At 38.1% G+C, this 17594-nt stretch carries 15 protein-coding genes; 7 read left to right on the forward strand and 8 right to left on the reverse strand.

Annotation, left to right across the window (positions count from 1 at the left end; all coding sequences use genetic code 11):
* Window positions 1–48 precede the first annotated feature (48 nt).
* A complete protein-coding gene (locus GQR60_RS09065) occupies window positions 49–978 on the reverse strand; it encodes a bifunctional riboflavin kinase/FAD synthetase (protein WP_124992607.1) in 930 nt (309 codons plus the stop codon).
* A gap of 437 nt (window positions 979–1415) precedes the next feature.
* Between GQR60_RS09065 and GQR60_RS09070 the strand changes: the two genes are divergently transcribed.
* From GQR60_RS09070 to GQR60_RS09085, 4 genes are all read left to right on the forward strand, one after another.
* The gene (locus GQR60_RS09070; RefSeq protein ID WP_124992608.1) at window positions 1416–2570 is read left to right on the forward strand and encodes a TlpA disulfide reductase family protein; all 1155 of its coding nucleotides are present in this window, start codon (window positions 1416–1418) and stop codon (window positions 2568–2570) included.
* 90 nt (window positions 2571–2660) lie between these two features.
* Window positions 2661–3431, forward strand: coding sequence for a UDP-2,3-diacylglucosamine diphosphatase (locus GQR60_RS09075; protein WP_124992609.1), 771 nt, complete (start codon window positions 2661–2663; stop codon window positions 3429–3431).
* Between the two features lie 102 nt (window positions 3432–3533).
* Window positions 3534–4907 carry a DNA recombination protein RmuC gene (gene rmuC, locus GQR60_RS09080; RefSeq protein WP_124992610.1) on the forward strand — a complete coding sequence of 458 codons (1374 nt, stop codon included), beginning with the start codon at window positions 3534–3536 and terminating at the stop codon, window positions 4905–4907.
* A gap of 311 nt (window positions 4908–5218) precedes the next feature.
* Window positions 5219–6019: a hypothetical protein gene (locus GQR60_RS09085; protein ID WP_124992611.1), complete on the forward strand. Its 801-nt coding sequence runs from the start codon at window positions 5219–5221 to the stop codon at window positions 6017–6019.
* Between the two features lie 322 nt (window positions 6020–6341).
* Here GQR60_RS09085 and GQR60_RS09090 read toward each other — a convergent pair whose 3' ends face one another.
* On the reverse strand, window positions 6342–6518 hold the full coding sequence (locus GQR60_RS09090; protein ID WP_154675803.1) for a hypothetical protein: 177 nt from the start codon (window positions 6516–6518) through the stop codon (window positions 6342–6344).
* A gap of 151 nt (window positions 6519–6669) precedes the next feature.
* Between GQR60_RS09090 and GQR60_RS09095 the strand changes: the two genes are divergently transcribed.
* The 3 genes from GQR60_RS09095 to GQR60_RS09105 all read left to right on the forward strand — a co-directional run bounded on the left by GQR60_RS09095 (window position 6670) and on the right by GQR60_RS09105 (window position 8375).
* Window positions 6670–7392 carry a helix-turn-helix transcriptional regulator gene (locus GQR60_RS09095; protein WP_124992612.1) on the forward strand — a complete coding sequence of 241 codons (723 nt, stop codon included), beginning with the start codon at window positions 6670–6672 and terminating at the stop codon, window positions 7390–7392.
* A 142-nt stretch (window positions 7393–7534) separates the two neighbouring features.
* On the forward strand, window positions 7535–7993 hold the full coding sequence (locus GQR60_RS09100; protein ID WP_124992613.1) for a GyrI-like domain-containing protein: 459 nt from the start codon (window positions 7535–7537) through the stop codon (window positions 7991–7993).
* 13 nt (window positions 7994–8006) lie between these two features.
* A complete protein-coding gene (locus GQR60_RS09105; RefSeq protein WP_156197273.1) occupies window positions 8007–8375 on the forward strand; it encodes a DUF1801 domain-containing protein in 369 nt (122 codons plus the stop codon).
* A 469-nt stretch (window positions 8376–8844) separates the two neighbouring features.
* Here GQR60_RS09105 and GQR60_RS09110 read toward each other — a convergent pair whose 3' ends face one another.
* The 6 genes from GQR60_RS09110 to GQR60_RS20085 form a co-directional block, all read right to left on the reverse strand.
* Window positions 8845–9618, reverse strand: a complete 774-nt coding sequence (locus tag GQR60_RS09110) for a class I SAM-dependent methyltransferase (RefSeq protein WP_124992614.1) — start codon at window positions 9616–9618, stop codon at window positions 8845–8847.
* A 224-nt stretch (window positions 9619–9842) separates the two neighbouring features.
* Window positions 9843–11015 carry a trans-sulfuration enzyme family protein gene (locus tag GQR60_RS09115; RefSeq protein ID WP_124992615.1) on the reverse strand — a complete coding sequence of 391 codons (1173 nt, stop codon included), beginning with the start codon at window positions 11013–11015 and terminating at the stop codon, window positions 9843–9845.
* A gap of 162 nt (window positions 11016–11177) precedes the next feature.
* Complete coding sequence (locus GQR60_RS09120; protein WP_124992616.1) at window positions 11178–12521, reverse strand: 4Fe-4S dicluster domain-containing protein; 1344 nt, start codon at window positions 12519–12521, stop codon at window positions 11178–11180.
* Window positions 12522–13066: 545 nt separating this feature from the next.
* Window positions 13067–15097 (reverse strand): molybdopterin-containing oxidoreductase family protein, encoded by a 2031-nt coding sequence (locus GQR60_RS09125; protein ID WP_124992617.1) that lies wholly within the window; start codon window positions 15095–15097, stop codon window positions 13067–13069.
* 417 nt (window positions 15098–15514) lie between these two features.
* Complete coding sequence (locus tag GQR60_RS09130) at window positions 15515–16732, reverse strand: aminotransferase-like domain-containing protein (RefSeq protein WP_124992618.1); 1218 nt, start codon at window positions 16730–16732, stop codon at window positions 15515–15517.
* Between the two features lie 656 nt (window positions 16733–17388).
* The coding region (locus GQR60_RS20085) for a hypothetical protein (protein WP_225441374.1) at window positions 17389–17594 on the reverse strand (206 nt) is incomplete at its 5' end.

The following is a 17594-nucleotide window of genomic DNA, read 5'->3' on the forward strand; positions in this document are numbered from 1 at the left end:
AACCCCGGAGAATTTCTTCGGGGTTGTTTTTTTAGCTGTGTTACTTATTTATCCCAACAAACTTATCACTTCCAATTTGTCCTTCGCCAACTGAGCTTTCAACTCATCAAGCGATGCAAAAAACTGTTCGTTACGAATGCGCTGATAAAAATGAATTGTAATATTTTTGAAGTAGATATCCTGATTAAAATCCAATATATGAACTTCGATAGACCGGTTATCTAACTGATTATTTACGGTTGGGCGAACACCAATATTCAGCATTCCCAAATACCGTTTATCGTCAACATCAACTTTTACGGCATAAACGCCGTCTTTTGGAACCAGCTTATAGCTTTCCTGAGGATCAATGTTTGCGGTTGGAAATCCAATGGTATGTCCTAATTTTTTCCCGTTAACAACATCTCCTTTAATAAAAAACCGATAACCTAAATATTTATTTGCCATTTGAATATCGCCATCGGCAATGGCATTCCTTATTTTTGTAGAGCTAACATTTATAGCATCCATATTCAAGACATCCTGACGCTCTATTTTAAAGTTTAACTGATCGGCAAAAACCTTTAAATCTTCATATTTCCCTTCCCGGTTGTGCCCAAAACGATGATCGTAACCAACCACCAGATATTTCATCCCCAATTGCTTTACCAAAATTTTTTCGACAAACTCAACGTAAGTTAATTTGGAAAATTCTTTTGTAAATGGATAAACAACTAAATGATCGATACCCGCAGCTTCGAGCAACACTTTTTTTTCTTCCAAAGTATTGATTAAGCGCAAGCCATTGTCTTCTGTATTTAAAACAAGTCGCGGGTGAGGATAAAAAGTGAATATTACAGTTTCCCCATTCACTTTTTGAGCCAATTCCTGCAAGCGACGAATCACTTTACGATGCCCAAGGTGCACCCCATCGAAGGTGCCTATAGTTACAACTGGATTAATTGCGGAAAAATCTTTTAAATCCGTATATATTTTCATGTGCCGGCAAAATTATTCTATCAAAAAATTCTCTTTCATCTCCTCCACTTCCCCAGATTTTTCGAGCTATAGAATTGAGAATACATCTTAATTTCTTGATGCAAAAATATGAAAATTTAAGGAACAAACTCAGCCTTAAGGTAAGCGAATTAAATTTCATGCGAATGTTTGAAATAATAGGATTCGTCTGCAAGGCATATATGAGACCTGTTTTTTACAAGGAACAAATTAAATCCGGGAAGGGAATAATAATGATTAAACAGGAAATTATTAGTAAATTTCCCGCTTAGTTTCCGAATAGAATTATGAAATAATTAAATTCATTTCGTTTTTCTGTGATAATATTATGAGGATCACTTACTAAATAAGCGGCTGCATATATTCATCCGGATAAAAATTGAAAAAACTGTTGAATGTAACCAAAGAAAACCAATCATATGAAAAAATTATTATTAGCCCTACCGATCCTTTTATTCTGGGCTTGTAGTCAAAAAGACCTAGTTAAAGTAGAAGGTAAAATTGATAATGCCGAAGGTAAGGTATTGTACTTTGACAGACTGAACACTACTGGTGTTGAAGTTTTGGACTCAACTACCCTGGATGAAGAAGGTCGGTTTAGATTTAAAGTAGAAAATACCCAACCCGAATTTTATCTGCTGCGCCTTTCGAATGGAAAATTAATTACCCTTTTAGCTGAAGCCAACGAGAGCATTCTTGTTTACAGCAAAAGTGAAAATATGGGAAAAAATTACATTGTTGAAGGCTCCAAAGGATCTAAATTAGTTAAGGAGTTAAATGATAAACTGAATGAGACAAAGGATCAGCTTGCATCTATTCGTAAAGAATTGGAAGAGAAAAAGACTGATCCGAACTATTCCAGCATTTCCCAAAACCTATTGGCAGATTACGTGAAAGCTCTTCAAAGCCAAAGAGAATTTTCAATTAATTTCATCATGAAAAATGCCACCTCTTTATCGAGCTATATGGCTTTGTATCAAAAATTAGATGACAAGACTTTTACCTTAAACGAGAACGACGACATCAAATTTGTTAAAATCGTTGCGTCATCGATGAAAGCCTTGTATCCTGAACACGATTACACCAAAGCAATTTTAAGTAATCTTGCCGATCTTGAAAAACGTATGGTCAACCTTAAAATGTCTAAGCTGATTGAAGAAAAAGGAAGTAGTTTTCCTGATATTACTCTTCCAAATGCAAAAGGAAAAGAAATTACCCTTAGCTCTTTACAAGGTAAATTTATTGTTTTAAGTTTTTGGGCGTCTCAAGATGCCAATTCTCGCAAACAGAACGCAACCTTGAAGAAGGTATACAATAAATTCAACAAAAAAGGATTGGAAATTTATCAGATTTCTGTTGATCAGAATAAAAATTTATGGACCAAAGCCATTCAGGAAGATCAGTTAAACTGGACTAATGTCTGCGATTTAAAAAACGGAAGTGCGATGGCAACCAGACTATACAATATTCAGTCAATACCATCCAACTACCTGTTGGATCAGAAAGGTGAAATTGTTGGTAAAAATCTTTTTGGTTTGGCTCTTGAAGAAAAAATTGCCGAATACGTGAAGTAGATTTACACAAAACCTAATTCCCCAACCCCTTCCAAAAAAGGTGAAGGGGAGAAAAAATTGACAATTACAAACCATTTGTCTTAGACAGAAATGATCGAAAACAAAAAAATATACTTTGCATCGGATGTACATTTAGGAGCTCCTGCTTTACGAAACAACCGCGAACGCGAAAAATTGTTTGTACGATGGCTCGATCAGGTGAAGGATGATGCAGAAACCATCTATCTGATGGGAGATATTTTTGATTTTTGGTTTGAATACAAACGCGCCGTACCAAGAGGCTTTACTCGTGTACTGGGTAAGATTGCTGAAATTACTGATTCTGGAATTCCTGTACATTTCTTTACCGGCAACCACGACATTTGGGTGTTCGACTACTTACCAACCGAAATTGGTGTGATTGTACATCGGGATATTGTAAAAACCGAAATTAAAGGGAAAAAATTTTTCCTTGGACATGGTGATGGATTGGGCCCCTTCGACAAGAATTACAAACTACTGAAGAAGATATTTACCAGTCGTTTTTTGCAATGGTCATTTGCCCGTATTCATCCCAATTTATCAATTTGGCTGGCCCACAAATGGTCGGGACACAGCAGACTTAGAGATGGAAAAGTAGAGGCTGACAGCTTTAGAGGCATAGATAAAGAATGGCTTATTCTGTTTGCCAAAGATGAACTGAAAAAGGAACATTTCGACTACTTTGTTTTTGGACACCGGCACTGGCCATCTAATGTCGATTTAAACGGTAAAAGCCGATACATCAACACCGGCGATTGGGTAACTCATTTTACCTATGCTGTATTCGATGGAGAAAAAATGGAGCTTAAGGAATACGAAAAACCTAAAATTAACCACTAAGAACACAACATACTTTGTGGTTAAAAAAATAACATTCTCCACTTCACCTCAAAAACCAATGTAAAAACGCAGCATGCGTTACTACAAACAAAAAACTACAAAATGGAAATAGTATACATCGCAATCGGAATAATCTGTGGATTGGTTATTGCCTGGTTTATCTACCGAAGAAAAGCAGGACAACAGTCGGCTTTGCATCGGGAAGAATTGCTGAAACAGGAAAACGCTTTTATTAACGAAAAGAGTGAACTTTCGCACAAACTGTCGGTTTTGGAAGAACGGGCCAATAATCTGCAAAAGGAGAAAACAGAAGTAAACGAAACGATGAATCTGGAGCGTCAGAAGAATGAGAACCTCACCCGCTCTGTTTCCATATCTGCCACCGAGCGAAAAAATTTAGAAGAACGCTTAACAACTCAAAAACAAGAGTTGGAAGAACTTCAGAAAAAATTCACTACCGAATTTGAAAATATTGCCACAAAAATACTAAAGGAAAACACCAAAGAATTTACGACCTCAAATCAAAAAAACATGAGTGACATCATGAGTCCGATTAAGGAAAAACTGATGTCGTTTGAGAAAAAAGTAGAGGAAACTTACGATAGGGAACTGCGTGATAAGATCAGCCTAAAGGAAGAGGTGAAAAAGCTTTACGATCTGAACTCCAAAATTAGTGATGAAGCCAACAACCTGACCAAAGCTTTAAAAGGTGATGTAAAAAAACAGGGAAATTGGGGTGAAGTGGTTCTGGAAAGAATTTTAGAGCGGTCGGGCTTAACCAAGGGTCAGGAATACGACCGTGAAGTGGTGATGCAAAACAGTGAAGGACAAACCATTCGTCCGGATGTGATCATTCATTTGCCGGAAGAGAAACACGTAATTGTTGATTCTAAAGTATCGCTGATTGCTTACGAACGATATGTAAATTCAATTGGTGATGTGGATGCCGAAAAGTTCCAAAAGGAACACATTGTTTCGATGAAAGCTCATGTAAAAGAATTGGCCGAGAAACATTACCAAAGCTCTGCAGCAATAAACTCGCCTGACTTTGTTCTCATGTTTATGCCGATTGAATCATCCTTTGCCATGGCGGTGCAATACGATCAGGAGCTTTTTAATTATGCGTGGGACAACAAAATTGTGATTGTGAGTCCATCGACATTGCTCGCAACCTTGCGTACCATTGCTTCGATCTGGAAACAGGAACAACAAAACCGAAATGTATTGGAAATTGCCAAGCAGGGAGGTTTGCTTTACGATAAATTTGTTGGTTTTGTTGAGGATATGATCAATTTAGGCAGACAAATGGACACTTCAAAAAAGACTTATGCTACGGCAATGAATAAGTTAACCGAAGGAAGTGGTAACCTTATTCGAAGAGCAGAAAACATTCGTGAGTTAGGCGCCAAAGTAAAAAAGAAACTGCCTCAATCGTTGATCGATAGAATTAACGATACGGAAGCAATTGCAGAATAATTACAAAACATACCTATTACTAAAAAAGGTCACGACATGTCGTGACCTTTTTATTTGCAGCAAAATATTATTGTTCCAGGAAGGATGTATAGTGTCGCTAAACTTAAAACCGATTATCCGAACTGTCAGGGATTATTTCATCTGCTAATTATAATCAATACAAATAGGCAATTGATCCATATTAAAAAAAACTTCTGTTAACATTAATCCAATTTTATTTTGATAAATTCGCAAATTATTTTTCATATTGATTTACGTAAAATTTGAATTTTTGCATTAAGAACCAAGATTAAACTCTAAATAAACCAAGTATGAATTATTTAAAATACCTCTTGCCAATTCTTTTGTTTTCTTCTTTTCAGCTTAGTGCTCAGGATAGAATTGTAAAAACCAATCAGGATACCATTGCATGTAAGGTTAAGGAAGTTTTAACCGATGAGGTAAAATACATCATCCCGGAAACCTCAAATGACATTCTGTTTGGAATCGATAAAAACGACATTCTGAAAATCATATTGGAAAACGGGAAAGAGCTGAGCTTTTCTCATTCTCTTTACGGAAAGGAAACCTATGAAAATCAGAAAAAACATGCCATTAAAGTAGATTTTCTGGCTCCCTTAACCGGAAACACAACATTATCATATGAAAAACTAATCCGACCTTCAAGAAGCTGGGAAGTCAGTTTGGGAATAATTGGTTTAGGCGTTGATAATAATGACGAGAATCCCCGAGGTGCTTTTGCGAAGTTTGGGATGAAATTTATAAAGAGTCCTGATTTCTATTTAAAAGGCATGCGTTATGCTCACGTTTTAAAAGGAACTTATGTGAAGCCGGAAATTGCCTTCTCAATGTATTCTTACGATTTCGACTATAATAAAAGAGCGACAAATTGGGCTACTGCCTTAAATATTATTGTGGGTAAGCAGTATGTATTTAATGATATCTTCCTTTTGGATATGTATTTCGGCTTGGGTTATGGATTTAGTAAAGGTAATGCAGAAGATTATTACTATAACTCTGATGAATCCTATCATTATGGTTTTTCGGGTGCCAATTCGGATACACCACTGACTATAACGGCTGGTCTTAAAATTGGTATTTTGCTGAAATAAAAAAACTTCAATAATATTTAGCTAGGGTCACGATAGGTCGTGACCCTTTTTTATTTATGAACAAGAGATAAACATGCTGTACGCCCTATTACTGTTGACCCGTTTTGCAACAGGAAGGTCTTTTTACCAACAGGAAACCTAAACTGAGCAACAGGAGCAACATTTTGCCAACAGGAGACTCAAATCGAGCTACAGGAGTATAAAAGTATCCATCTGGAATATCAATTTGCCCGACAGGCATTATAAATTCTCGTTTTTACCTACCAAACTATACCAAAGCCAGTTGCAGCACTCCGAATATCAACTATCGTGACCCTATAAATTATATTTTCCCCAAGGCCTCACCTATCTGCCCTTTTAATTTTTCGATATTTTCAATTCCTACCGATAATCGAATAACTCCCGGCAGTGGATATTTTGCGCCCCAAACAGGCTCTACCGGTAATAAAATGGTATCTGCTTCGCCCAATATGGGGTTTGATTGTAATAAACACCCCATAAATAAAACAATTAAAAGACATGAAAGGACTATTACATTTTTCTTTAATTTTAATAGCTCTAACATTTCTTGTTTCTTGTGAACGGGAACAAATGCAACAAAATACATAGAAAAATAAAACGTGCCACACACAAGCAAAAAACCATCCAAAATGGAAGAAAAACCTAGACTGTCTAGATTAACTGCTATATTAACTCAACTACAATCAAAACAGATTTTAACGGCCCGGGAAATTGCTAAAAAGCATAACGTAAGCATCCGGACTATATATCGGGATATTAGAACACTTGAAAATTCTGGAATCCCAATAATTACAGAAGAAGGAAAAGGCTATTCCCTAATGCAGGGATTCAATCTTCCCCCTGTAATGTTTACAGAAAAAGAAGCAAATGCCTTAATAACAGCTGAACAACTAATAGTAAGAAACAAAGACAAATCTTTTACCGAGGAATATCAAAATGCTGTTTCTAAAATAAAATCGATTTTACGATACTCTCAAAAAGAAAAGATTGAGTTTTTATCTGAAAGAATATTTTTCAGGAATAATCCGGAAAGTCAGAAAACAAGTGATTATTTAATGACCATTCAATCAGCAATTACAAATTCTAATCTTATAAAAATTGAATATAAATCTTTGCAAGGAGAATTTACAAAACGAACAATTGAACCATTTGCAATATACAGCACTCAAGAAAACTGGCTGTTAATTGCTATCTGTCAGTTAAGAAATGATTTTAGAGTTTTTCGACTTGACCGTATTCAGAAATTAATTGTTCAAAATGAGCATTTCGAACCTCAAAAAATGACACTTCAAGAATATTTTGAAATTTGCAGAGAAAAATACATGACACCCCCTGACACACCTTTGTCATAGCCTGCATTTACTTTTGTAACATTACAAATCATAAAAAATAAGAATATGAAACGTCCATGCCTAAGCAATCTTGACACACAGGGAGATGATTATCTAAGCACGGTAAGTTCCATATGACAATTAAAAAACAAATTATAATCATATGAAAAAGGTAAGTGTTAACGCATTTAAAGTAATCGGTATTTCAGTAAGAACTACAAACGAAAACGAACAAGCGGCAACAGACATTGGAGCGTTGTGGAACAAGTTTATGACGGAAGGAATTCTTGAGAAAATACCGAACAAAATTGACAATACAATTTATTCAATCTATACAGAATACGAAAGCGACCATACAAGACCGTACACAACACTTTTAGGTTGCAAAGTTGAAAATCTAAATAAAATACCCAACGGAATGGTTGGTAAATCATTTGAAGGCGGAAAATATATTAAAATATCAGCCAAAGGAGATTTAACAAAAGGATTAATTGTAAATGAATGGACAAAAATATGGGGAATGGATTTAGATCGGGTTTATACTGCAGATTTTGAAGTGTTTGGAGAAAAATCACAAAACCCAAATGACGCAACAATAGACTTTTTAATTGCTGTAAAATAACATCTGTAAAAATATGATTCGAGAAACTAATAATTATTATTTAAACAAGAAAGAACCGAACAAAAGTTGCTTACTTGCTTTGAGAAAGATTATTCTTACACAAGATGATAACATTACAGAGACAACGAAATGGGGAATGCCTTGCTTTTGCTACAAGAAAAGAATGTTCTGTTACCTTTGGACTGACAAGAAAACAGATGAGCCTTATATTCTAATGGTTGAAGGAAAACACTTGACCCATCCTGAATTAGAAGAAGGAAGTCGTTCCCGAATGAAAATTTTTAGAGTAAACCCGAATGAAGACCTGCCTGTTAATTTTATTGAATTATTACTAAATGACGCTTTAGATTTATATAGAAATGGAACTATAAAAACAAAATAATACCAATTAGGATCTAAATAGTAAAAACTGTAAGTCCTTACTATTTAATACCAAACTAACATCAAAACTGATTTTATAAAATGTTTCATTTCAACTATATCTTCGTTAAAAAAAGATGCAACGTAACCCGGCTATGTTATTCTATTTTATTTAAAGATACTTTTGAAATTAAATTGGCATATCACAAACCATTAAAGAGATATCTAAAATAAAGGGACACGCCATGGCGTGTCCCTACGGATTACATTTTCCCCAAGGCCTCACCTATCCAGCCTTTTAATTTTTCGATATTTTCAATTTCCACTGATAATCGAATAACTCCCGGCAAGGGATATTTTGCGCCCTAAACAGGCTCTACAGGTAATAAAATGGTATCTACTTCGCCCAATGTTGGTCCCAATGGAATTGTTTCCTCCAGAGACGTTATTAAAAGAGGAATGTCCCCTAAAAGAACATTCCTCGCATTCAATTAAATTTTCTTTCCTATATAAAATACATAGCCGTAAAATTCTTTGTGTTTGTAATACAGTTGCATTTCATGCCGTTGATTTGCGATGAAACCTTCGGCGGCCTTATTGCCCGCATGCTTTTTCAAGAACTCTTCCTGAACTACGTCCTGTAATTCGTAAAAGTGTTTGATCCAACATTCATCAGGTAGAATAAATGAAGCTACTGGAACATATCCCGCTTCCTGCATTTGTTTCACTTTATTTGGAATGGTGTCTATTCCAGGATAAGCATCCTCCCAAAATTCTTCTATCTCAGCTGGTCGTTCATCTGTAAACCATGATGCTTCCGAAACGGCAACGTACCCTCCTTTTTTTAAAAATTTACGCCATTCCCTAAGTCCACGTTCAAAACCGATATTATAAATGGCTCCTTCTGACCAAATCAAGTCCATTTCTTCTTGCTGAAAAGGGAGATCATCCATAGAGGCTACAATCCCTTTTACACGATCCTGAAGATTGAGTTTACTGGCATTCGAATTGAACAGATCAATAAAAGTGGGAAAAAGATCTATTCCTCTTACATTTCCTGATGCATTCTGAGCCAAAACCATTGTTTGACCACCAGTTCCGCAACCAATATCAACAATATTGGATTCTTCAGTAAGATTGTCAATAAAACCTAGTGCTTTAGTTGTAATTTCAGGACTACCTGGCCCTTGTCTTTCTAAACCTGAATAATACTCGCAAATTATATTAAGGTCGAACTCGTGAATTGATTTAATTTCGTCACTCATGATGTTTAAATTTATTATGCTGAAAGTAATGACAAGAAGATAATACATCTCTTGCCAAACTTCAAGCTCTTGTTACTATATAGATATGAAAATACCTCAGACATGATTATGTCTGAGTAAAATAAAAGGATAACCCCAGGCTGAGAACCTCAGGTTATTTACCCCACCAAATCCTTCTTACATTTAAACATCAAATAATTTTAGTACGATAAAGATAGTGATTCTTATAAATTATCTAAAGCTTCACCTATCCAGCCTTTTAACTTTTCGATATTTTCAATTCCTACCGATAATCGAATAACGCCAGGCAAGGGATATTTTGCCCCCCAAACAGGTTCTACAGGTAATAAAATAGTATCTACTTCACCCAATGTTGGTACCAATGGAATTGTATCTTCCAAAGCTGCGATAAAGCGATTGCATTTCTCTCTTTTGTCCTCATCGGAAATTCCTTTGATATCGAAAGTTAACATGCCGCCAAAACCTTTATCGCCAAACAAAACCACAGCTTCTTTTCGGGTTGGATGAGATTCCAGTCCTGGATACAAAACCTCTCCTATTTTTGGATGATTTTCTAAATATTCAGCCAATTCCATTGCATTTTCGCAATGCTTCCGGAAACGCAATTCGAAACTTTTTACCTGCGTTCCCAACCGGTAAGCATCATCCGGACTTAAGAAATGACCTGCCCATTTTCGGTATTCAATGGCTTCCTTCATCAGCTCCTCATCGTTACCGCAAATAACCCCGGCGGTAATATTTCCATGTCCGCTCAGGTATTTTGTTGCTGAATGAATCACCAGATCAGCTCCATCTAAAAGTGGTTTCCACAAGTAAGGCGTTCCAAATGTATTGTCTACAATTATCTTGGCACTGTATTGCTTCGCCAATTCCATAATACGTTTTACATCGGCAACAATCAGCATGGGATTCGAAACGGCTTCGAAATACAAAAACTCTGGTTGAATTTCGGCCAGCATGCGCTCCAATTCCACAAAATCGTACAGACCCTCTTTTGCATAAAAGCGGTGCACATCCAAATTTCGACGTTTGATCAACACCGTATCGATAAATGAATTGGTTCCGCCGTAAATCTCATGAAAAAATAACCAAGGACGGGTTGCTGCTCCTTTCTGAAAAACAGAAACTGCAACATCAATGGCCGCCATTCCGGTTTCCACCAACAATGCCCAATTGCATTCTTCCAATTCCATAATCTGTTTCTCAACCGCTACCACAGTCGGGTTACGATATCGGGAATAGATATAATCATCCGGTTCGTGCGCATGATTCAATTCAGCGGCAAAAGCTTCTTGGGTTCGCTTCGAATTTTGCAGATTAAAGCCAGCTTCGCGGTAAAGCGGCGTATGCGATGCGTTGATTTCTTTTTTCTTCATTGTATTGTGGTTTGACGTATGTTATTTAAATTTTCACTCAAGTCGTTAGGCTCTTACTTTTTGCTTAGATCAAAAAGTAGGGGTTTGGGGTAATAAAACTTTAAAATACCCCTCTGTCCTTCGGACATCTCCCCTTAAAGGGAGAACGCTCAACAATTGCAATTATGCAGTTCCTTTCTCCTTAAGTAAGTCATTTAACTCACCCATTGGTGTTACAATATCCGATTCGTGGTAAAATTCCGATCTGTCGATTATTTCTCCTGCAAAAATAATGATCAGAGAAATTGGTAAAACCATTACCATTTCAAGATCCAATAATATATAGGGCAGCAATAAACAAAGAATTCTCACCAATGAGAGTATCGGAAAATACTTGATTCCTTTTTTCTTTAATACAGTTTTTCTCCAAAAGTATAAACTTCCTTTTGTAAGGATAATTAATTCAACTAGAATTGAAACTTCTTGTAACCAAGCGAATAACAGAACAGCTGTTAAACTCACCATTCCCGAATGTAAAACCAATTCATCTCTTCGCTTCATGAATTTGTAGACCATATCTACCGAGATCAGACTGAAAATTCCAAAAGCAAAAGCCACAAAGCCGATATAACTATTATCTGTTACCAATTGCAATCCTGTTAATCCCAAAAAGGCAGAGAAAGAAAATATCTCACGACTCAGCCACGATCCTTTCAGATTTAAAATGAACCGCCACATGCGTAACTTTTTACCAATGTGCAGAGATGTTAGTGCAATTGCCAGTACAGAGACAATCGCAAAAGGAATCAATGACATTTCAACTTTTCCAAACAAATGAGCCGCCTGCCAACTTACCAATCCGGCAACAGCCAAAGTAAAAAGCACCAAGGTCCATTCTTTGTCGAGAGAAACTTTCGATTCCGCTTTTGGCAGATAGCTTTCCAACTTCTCACTGCTAATTTCCACCGCATCTAAATTTTCAATTGCTGGTGTTGTATGCTCTTCGCGCAAGGGAATCATCTGAATGGATGGTTTGATACCAATGTTAACAAAACCCGGGGTGATATAATCTTCTTCAGTTATTTCTTTCTGTCCGAATTCCAAGGCGCCAACCGGACAAGCCTCAACACAGGCCGGACGTTTCCCTTCTGAAATTCGATCGACACAAAAATTGCATTTCTCAACAATCTTAGTGCTTTCATTAAATTTTGGGGCATCGTACGGACAAGCCCAGGTGCAGTATTTACAGCCAATACAGGCTTCGACATGATGAATAATGGCTCCTGTTTTTTCATCGCGGGTATATGCCAGCGCCGGACAATTTTTCATGCAGGGTGCATCTTCACAATGATTGCAGGCCAAGGAAAAATGAAAGACCGGCAGACTTGGATGCTTCAAATTGTTGTGGCAGTTTACCTTGCGCCAATTTACTTGTAAACCGGTGCCGTTTTCTATACTGCAACCGGCAACACAAGCCATACAGCCAACACATTTATTCGTATTAAATATGAATGCATTCTTTTCCATATTATTTTACTTCCATTTTATAGTAAAAGATCCTTATATTTCGTCGCATACAGCAACACATCCATTATTAAGCTTTACCATTGCGACGATTGATTTACACCTACTATATACCACGGGTTTCACCCATGGTTATTCATGTTGAATCCCTCTGGGATATTTTAAACAATTATCAACTTTAGGAACTTTTTATTAATTCATAATCAATATTGTCCTAATTGATTTTAACAATTGGGCTTTCCGCCCAAACCCGACATCATTTCTTGTCTTGAAACAAGAAACGAAGCAAAGAAATTCAAGGCTGCTTTTTAAAAAACTTCCTCATTTAATTCAAACCTAAGTGCGTACGGGCGATCTTCGAACAAGTTCTCAGCTTCCCGGTCTTACTAAAGGTTTGAACTAAAACGAAAGCTCTTTAAAAAAGATGCCAATCAAATACCTAACTTAAATTGTACCCCTTAAGATTATCACGAGCTGTAAATTTTTATAAAAGAAGTAATTAATACTTATTCTCAAAAAACGTTTAGGACGCAATTGATTCATAATTACTAATTCTTAATTCTCTTAATATCTACCCACGTATTGTGAAAGGCAGTTCCGTGCCCAATATCTGTTTCTTTCCCCGTAGTGAATAGGTTAGGCGCGGCACCATTTATGGCCCAATGTCCGTTGGTGAGAACCACATTTCCCTGTCGCAAACCCAAATCGAATTGCACTCTTACTTCTGCTTTTCCCTGATGATTGTAAATCTCAACCTTCTCCCTGTTTGCAATTCCTTTTGCTTCAGCATCCAGCGGATGAACGTACAAATAAGCTTCCGGTTCGAATTGTTTGATGACCTCCAAATTTCCAAACTGAGAGTGAATTCTGTTCTTGGAATTGGGTGAAATCAACTGCAAAGGAAACTCCTTTTGAACCGGCAAGGGTACATATTCCGGCAGTGGATCGATTCCCCAAAGCTCCTTGGCTCGTTCGCTGTACAATTCTATTTTACCCGATGGAGTCGGGAACTGATGATCTGCAAAGGGAATCTCCTCGAAAGAATTGGCCAATTGCGGCCCCTTTTTCAATGCCTCTAAACTCAATTCCGGAAAATTTGTTAAGAATCCATTCAAATATTCTTCAATGGCTTCATCGGTTGGTTCCGGAATGTTTTTGCTGATTGCCGCCTCATCCATTCCCAAACGCTTGGCCAACAGGTAATAGATTTCTGTTTCGGGCTTCACCTCTCCGGCAGGCTCCAGTACTTTTTGTTTCAGCTGTACATACGGATTCCAATACGAACCTATGATATCCGATTGTTCGAACATGTTCTTGGCCGGTAAAATAAGGTCTGCCTCGTAAGCCGTATCGGTCATGAATTGCTCTACCACCACCCGAAAATCCGCTTTGCGAAAAGCCTTGCGAATGGAATTGGTATCCGGATTTTGCGAAAGAGGATTCCCTCTCTCCACCCAAATGAATTTCACTTCCGGATCCTTGATATTCAGTAAGTCTTCGCCCAATTTGGCTACGGATATTTTTCTGCGGAAACTAGGATGTTCACAACCCGGAAAGTAGGATTCCGGCTCTTTTAGATCATCGAAAACATAGCTTTGCAAATTGGCATAATGCCAACAGCCGCCTTTCCTGCCAATGTTTCCTGTTATCACCGAAAGGGCCAATAAACAACGGGTTGTCTGGCCACCGTTTTCGTATCGCTGCAAGCCATAACCCGGAATCAGAGTCATGGGTTTAATCGTTCCAATCTGCTTGGCTAAGTTGCGAATGGCATCTTCGGAAATCCGGCAAATCTGCGATACCTTTTCTATGGTGTAAGCTTCTACCCGCTTTTTGAACGGCTCGAAACCCAATACATTATTCTCTATAAATTCATGATCGATCCAATCATTTTTGATGATTTCCCGCGCCAATCCCAATGCCAAGGCCGCATCTGTTCCCGATTTTACCTGAAACAAAGAGTTGGCCCGTTCGGTAGATGGTGTTCTTCGTGGATCAACAACTACGAATTTCGCTCCTTTTTCCTGAGCTTTTTCGATAGGGATCATCTCCTGAATGTTCGTCTCAGCAGGATTCTTTCCCCACAAAACAATCAGCTTGGCATGTTCCAGATCCCAGGGAGCATTGTGTTTGTTGGCTCCCATAGTCAATCGGGTTGCCTCCAGTCCCGCAGGCCAGCACAAATTACCATAGGTGGTTGTAGCTCCTCCGAATAATTTCCAGAAGTTGGTACTAACCCCATTCAACAATCCTGACATACCGCTTGATGCAAAATACAGGATGGAATGAGGACCGAAATTATCTTTGCAATAAGTCAGTTTTTCAGCAATGGTATCCAAAGCTTCCTCCCAGGAAATTCGTTCGTATTTTCCTTCAGCCACCCGCTTTTGCGGATACAAAATCCGGCTTTTGGAATTGGCTCGTTCCACATAAGCCAAACCTTTAATGCAAGGTCCTTCGGGTGTTGCCCGATTTTCAGTATGGGGTTCAATGTCTGTGACTGTATTGTTTTCTACCCGAATTTTTATGCTGCAGGTGCTGTAACAATTTCGCGGACAGGCAGAGGATATTAACTTCATGAGAGTGGATCGTTAAATTTGCCGAAAAATTACTTAAAAAAATTTGAATGAGATATACAATATAAAACTAAATCATTGTATCAATTAGACCTGTCAGAGTGCAAAGCTCCTGACAGAGTCAGATGCAAATAAATATTGCTACTAATTGAACCAGATATTTTTCGTCGCGGAACAATATTCTTCCTCTTATCAACCAATCTGTCGCGACAGATTTCCGTTATCAAAACCATCCCGGGGCGTTGCCCCGGGCTATTTTATATATGCCCTTCAGGCAATTCAATTATTATTTTGTCGAAAAACGTAGGGTCATGACATGTCATGACCATGTTAATTCAAATTCAATCGTATAAACCAATCATATCGACAAACAAAACGGACACGACATGTCGTGTCCCTAAGCAATGCATTCAAATTATATTAGGCCTCAACCAACATTTCCGCTTTCACAATCCCGGCCAAACGTTTTACACCTTCAATGGCTTTTTCGTTGTTCACGTATGAGAAATTTAGGCGCATGGTATTGTGTCCGCCACCATCGCAATAGAATACATTTCCGGTGACAAAGGCTACCTTTTTCTCAATGGCTTTGTGAAACAGATCCAAGGCTTCCATGTGCTCAGGAAGAGTAATAAACAGGAACATGCCACCTTCCGGACGCGTCCACTTCACCCCTTCAGGCATGTGTTTTTCCAACTGCTCCAGCATCACATCCCTGCGCTGATGATACAGATCGATGGTTTTTTGCAGGTTGGTTTCGAACAAACCCGATTTCATGTAGCCAATGGCAATTTTCTGTACGAAAGTTGGTGTACACAAATCTGCTGATTGCTTGGCAATCACAATTTTCTCATTCACATCTTTTGGTCCTAAAACCCATCCAATACGAAATCCCGGTGCAAATATTTTTGAGAATGTTCCCAAAGTCAATACATGATCATCATTGTCCAACTCATACATTAAACGTTGATGTTTCCCCTCGAACCGTACTTCGCGGTACGGACAATCTTCTACTATCAGCACATCGTATTGATGAGCCAATGCAATAATCTCCAAACGGCGCGATTCGGGCATGGTAATTCCTGTTGGATTTTGGAAATCAGGAATTACATAAATAAACTTTGGCTTGATACCCTGCTGCTTTAGTTCTTCCAATTTGGCTTCGAGAAGTTCGGCACTCATGCCGTGCTCATCCATTGGCACACCTGCCATTTTTGCGCCGTAAGCCTGAAACGCACCAATCCCGCCCAAGTAAGAAGGCAAACCACAGATCACAACATCGCCTTGGTTCACAAAAACTTTTCCTACCAGATCCAGTCCTTGCTGCGATCCGGTGGTAATAATCATATTATCCAAAGAACATTCTACGCCTTCATCCTGATATTTCTTTAAAAGCAATTCTCTTAGCTCAGTAACACCTTCGGTAGCATCGTACTGCAATACGGCGGCTCCTTCTTCACGCAGCATATTCGAAACAATGCTGTCCAACGCATCAACAGGAAAAGATTCCGGTGCCGGCAATCCGCCTGCAAAAGAAATAATTTCCGGATTTTGTGTCAATTTCAAAATCTCACGAATGGCTGATCGTTTGTTGTTATTGCTGATTTGAGAAAAGGTTCCTTTTAAATCGCTGATCATGATTGTTTATTTTAGTTCTGTTTGTTGTTTTTGCTTTGCATATTACTGAGAGTCTCACTTAAAGTGAAGCCCTCAATTTTACCTTAGTGTTTTTTCTTGTACCGGGATAAAAACACCCCTCTGTCCTTCGTCCCGAATTTCGGGATCCCCTGAAAGGGAGAAACTTAAATTCATCATCCTATTCCAATTCTGGAATCTTATTACTGAGAGTCTCACTTCAAGTGAGGCTCTCAGTTTTGCCTTAGTTGTTTTTTCTGTACCGGGATAAAAACACCCCTCTGTCCTTCGTCCCGAATTTCGGGAGTCCCTCAAGAAGGGAGAATTTCAATTTCTTAAACCCTATTCCAATTCTGGAATCTTATTACTGAGAGTCTCACTTGAAGTGAGACTCTCAGTTTTGCCTTAGTGTTTTTTCTTGTACCGGGATAAAAACACCCCTCTGTCCTTCGTCCCGAATTTCGGGATCCCTTCAAGAAGGGAGAATTTCAATTTTTTAAACCCTATTCCAATTCTGGAATCTTATTACTGAGAGTCTCACTTTAAGTGAGGCCCTCAAGTTTTGCCTTAGTTGTTTTTTCTTGTACCGGGATAAAAACACCCCTCTGTCCTTCGGCCCGAATTTCGGGATCCCCTCAAGAAGGGAGAATTTCAATTTCTTAAACCCTATTCCAATTCTGGAATCTTATTACTGAGAGTCTCACTTCAAGTGAGGCCCTCAGTTTTGCCTTAGTTGTTTTTTCTTGTACCGGGATAAAAACACCCCTCTGTCCTTCGTCCCGAATTTCGGGATCCCCTGAAAGGGAGAAACTTAAATTCATCATCCTATTCCAATTCTGGAATCTTATTACTGAGAGTCTCACTT

It is taken from the genome of Labilibaculum euxinicum, assembly GCF_009795715.1.
Lineage (GTDB): Bacteria > Bacteroidota > Bacteroidia > Bacteroidales > Marinifilaceae > Labilibaculum > Labilibaculum euxinus.

Coding starts and splice junctions, on each gene's coding strand:
- GQR60_RS09065 (WP_124992607.1), bottom strand. CDS start 978: ATGAAAATATATACGGATTTAAAAGATTTTTCCGCAATTAATCCAGTT.
- GQR60_RS09070 (WP_124992608.1), top strand. CDS start 1,416: ATGAAAAAATTATTATTAGCCCTACCGATCCTTTTATTCTGGGCTTGT.
- GQR60_RS09075 (WP_124992609.1), top strand. CDS start 2,661: ATGATCGAAAACAAAAAAATATACTTTGCATCGGATGTACATTTAGGA.
- rmuC (WP_124992610.1), top strand. CDS start 3,534: ATGGAAATAGTATACATCGCAATCGGAATAATCTGTGGATTGGTTATT.
- GQR60_RS09085 (WP_124992611.1), top strand. CDS start 5,219: ATGAATTATTTAAAATACCTCTTGCCAATTCTTTTGTTTTCTTCTTTT.
- GQR60_RS09090 (WP_154675803.1), bottom strand. CDS start 6,518: ATGGGGTGTTTATTACAATCAAACCCCATATTGGGCGAAGCAGATACC.
- GQR60_RS09095 (WP_124992612.1), top strand. CDS start 6,670: ATGGAAGAAAAACCTAGACTGTCTAGATTAACTGCTATATTAACTCAA.
- GQR60_RS09100 (WP_124992613.1), top strand. CDS start 7,535: ATGAAAAAGGTAAGTGTTAACGCATTTAAAGTAATCGGTATTTCAGTA.
- GQR60_RS09105 (WP_156197273.1), top strand. CDS start 8,007: ATGATTCGAGAAACTAATAATTATTATTTAAACAAGAAAGAACCGAAC.
- GQR60_RS09110 (WP_124992614.1), bottom strand. CDS start 9,618: ATGAGTGACGAAATTAAATCAATTCACGAGTTCGACCTTAATATAATT.
- GQR60_RS09115 (WP_124992615.1), bottom strand. CDS start 11,015: ATGAAGAAAAAAGAAATCAACGCATCGCATACGCCGCTTTACCGCGAA.
- GQR60_RS09120 (WP_124992616.1), bottom strand. CDS start 12,521: ATGGAAAAGAATGCATTCATATTTAATACGAATAAATGTGTTGGCTGT.
- GQR60_RS09125 (WP_124992617.1), bottom strand. CDS start 15,097: ATGAAGTTAATATCCTCTGCCTGTCCGCGAAATTGTTACAGCACCTGC.
- GQR60_RS09130 (WP_124992618.1), bottom strand. CDS start 16,732: ATGATCAGCGATTTAAAAGGAACCTTTTCTCAAATCAGCAATAACAAC.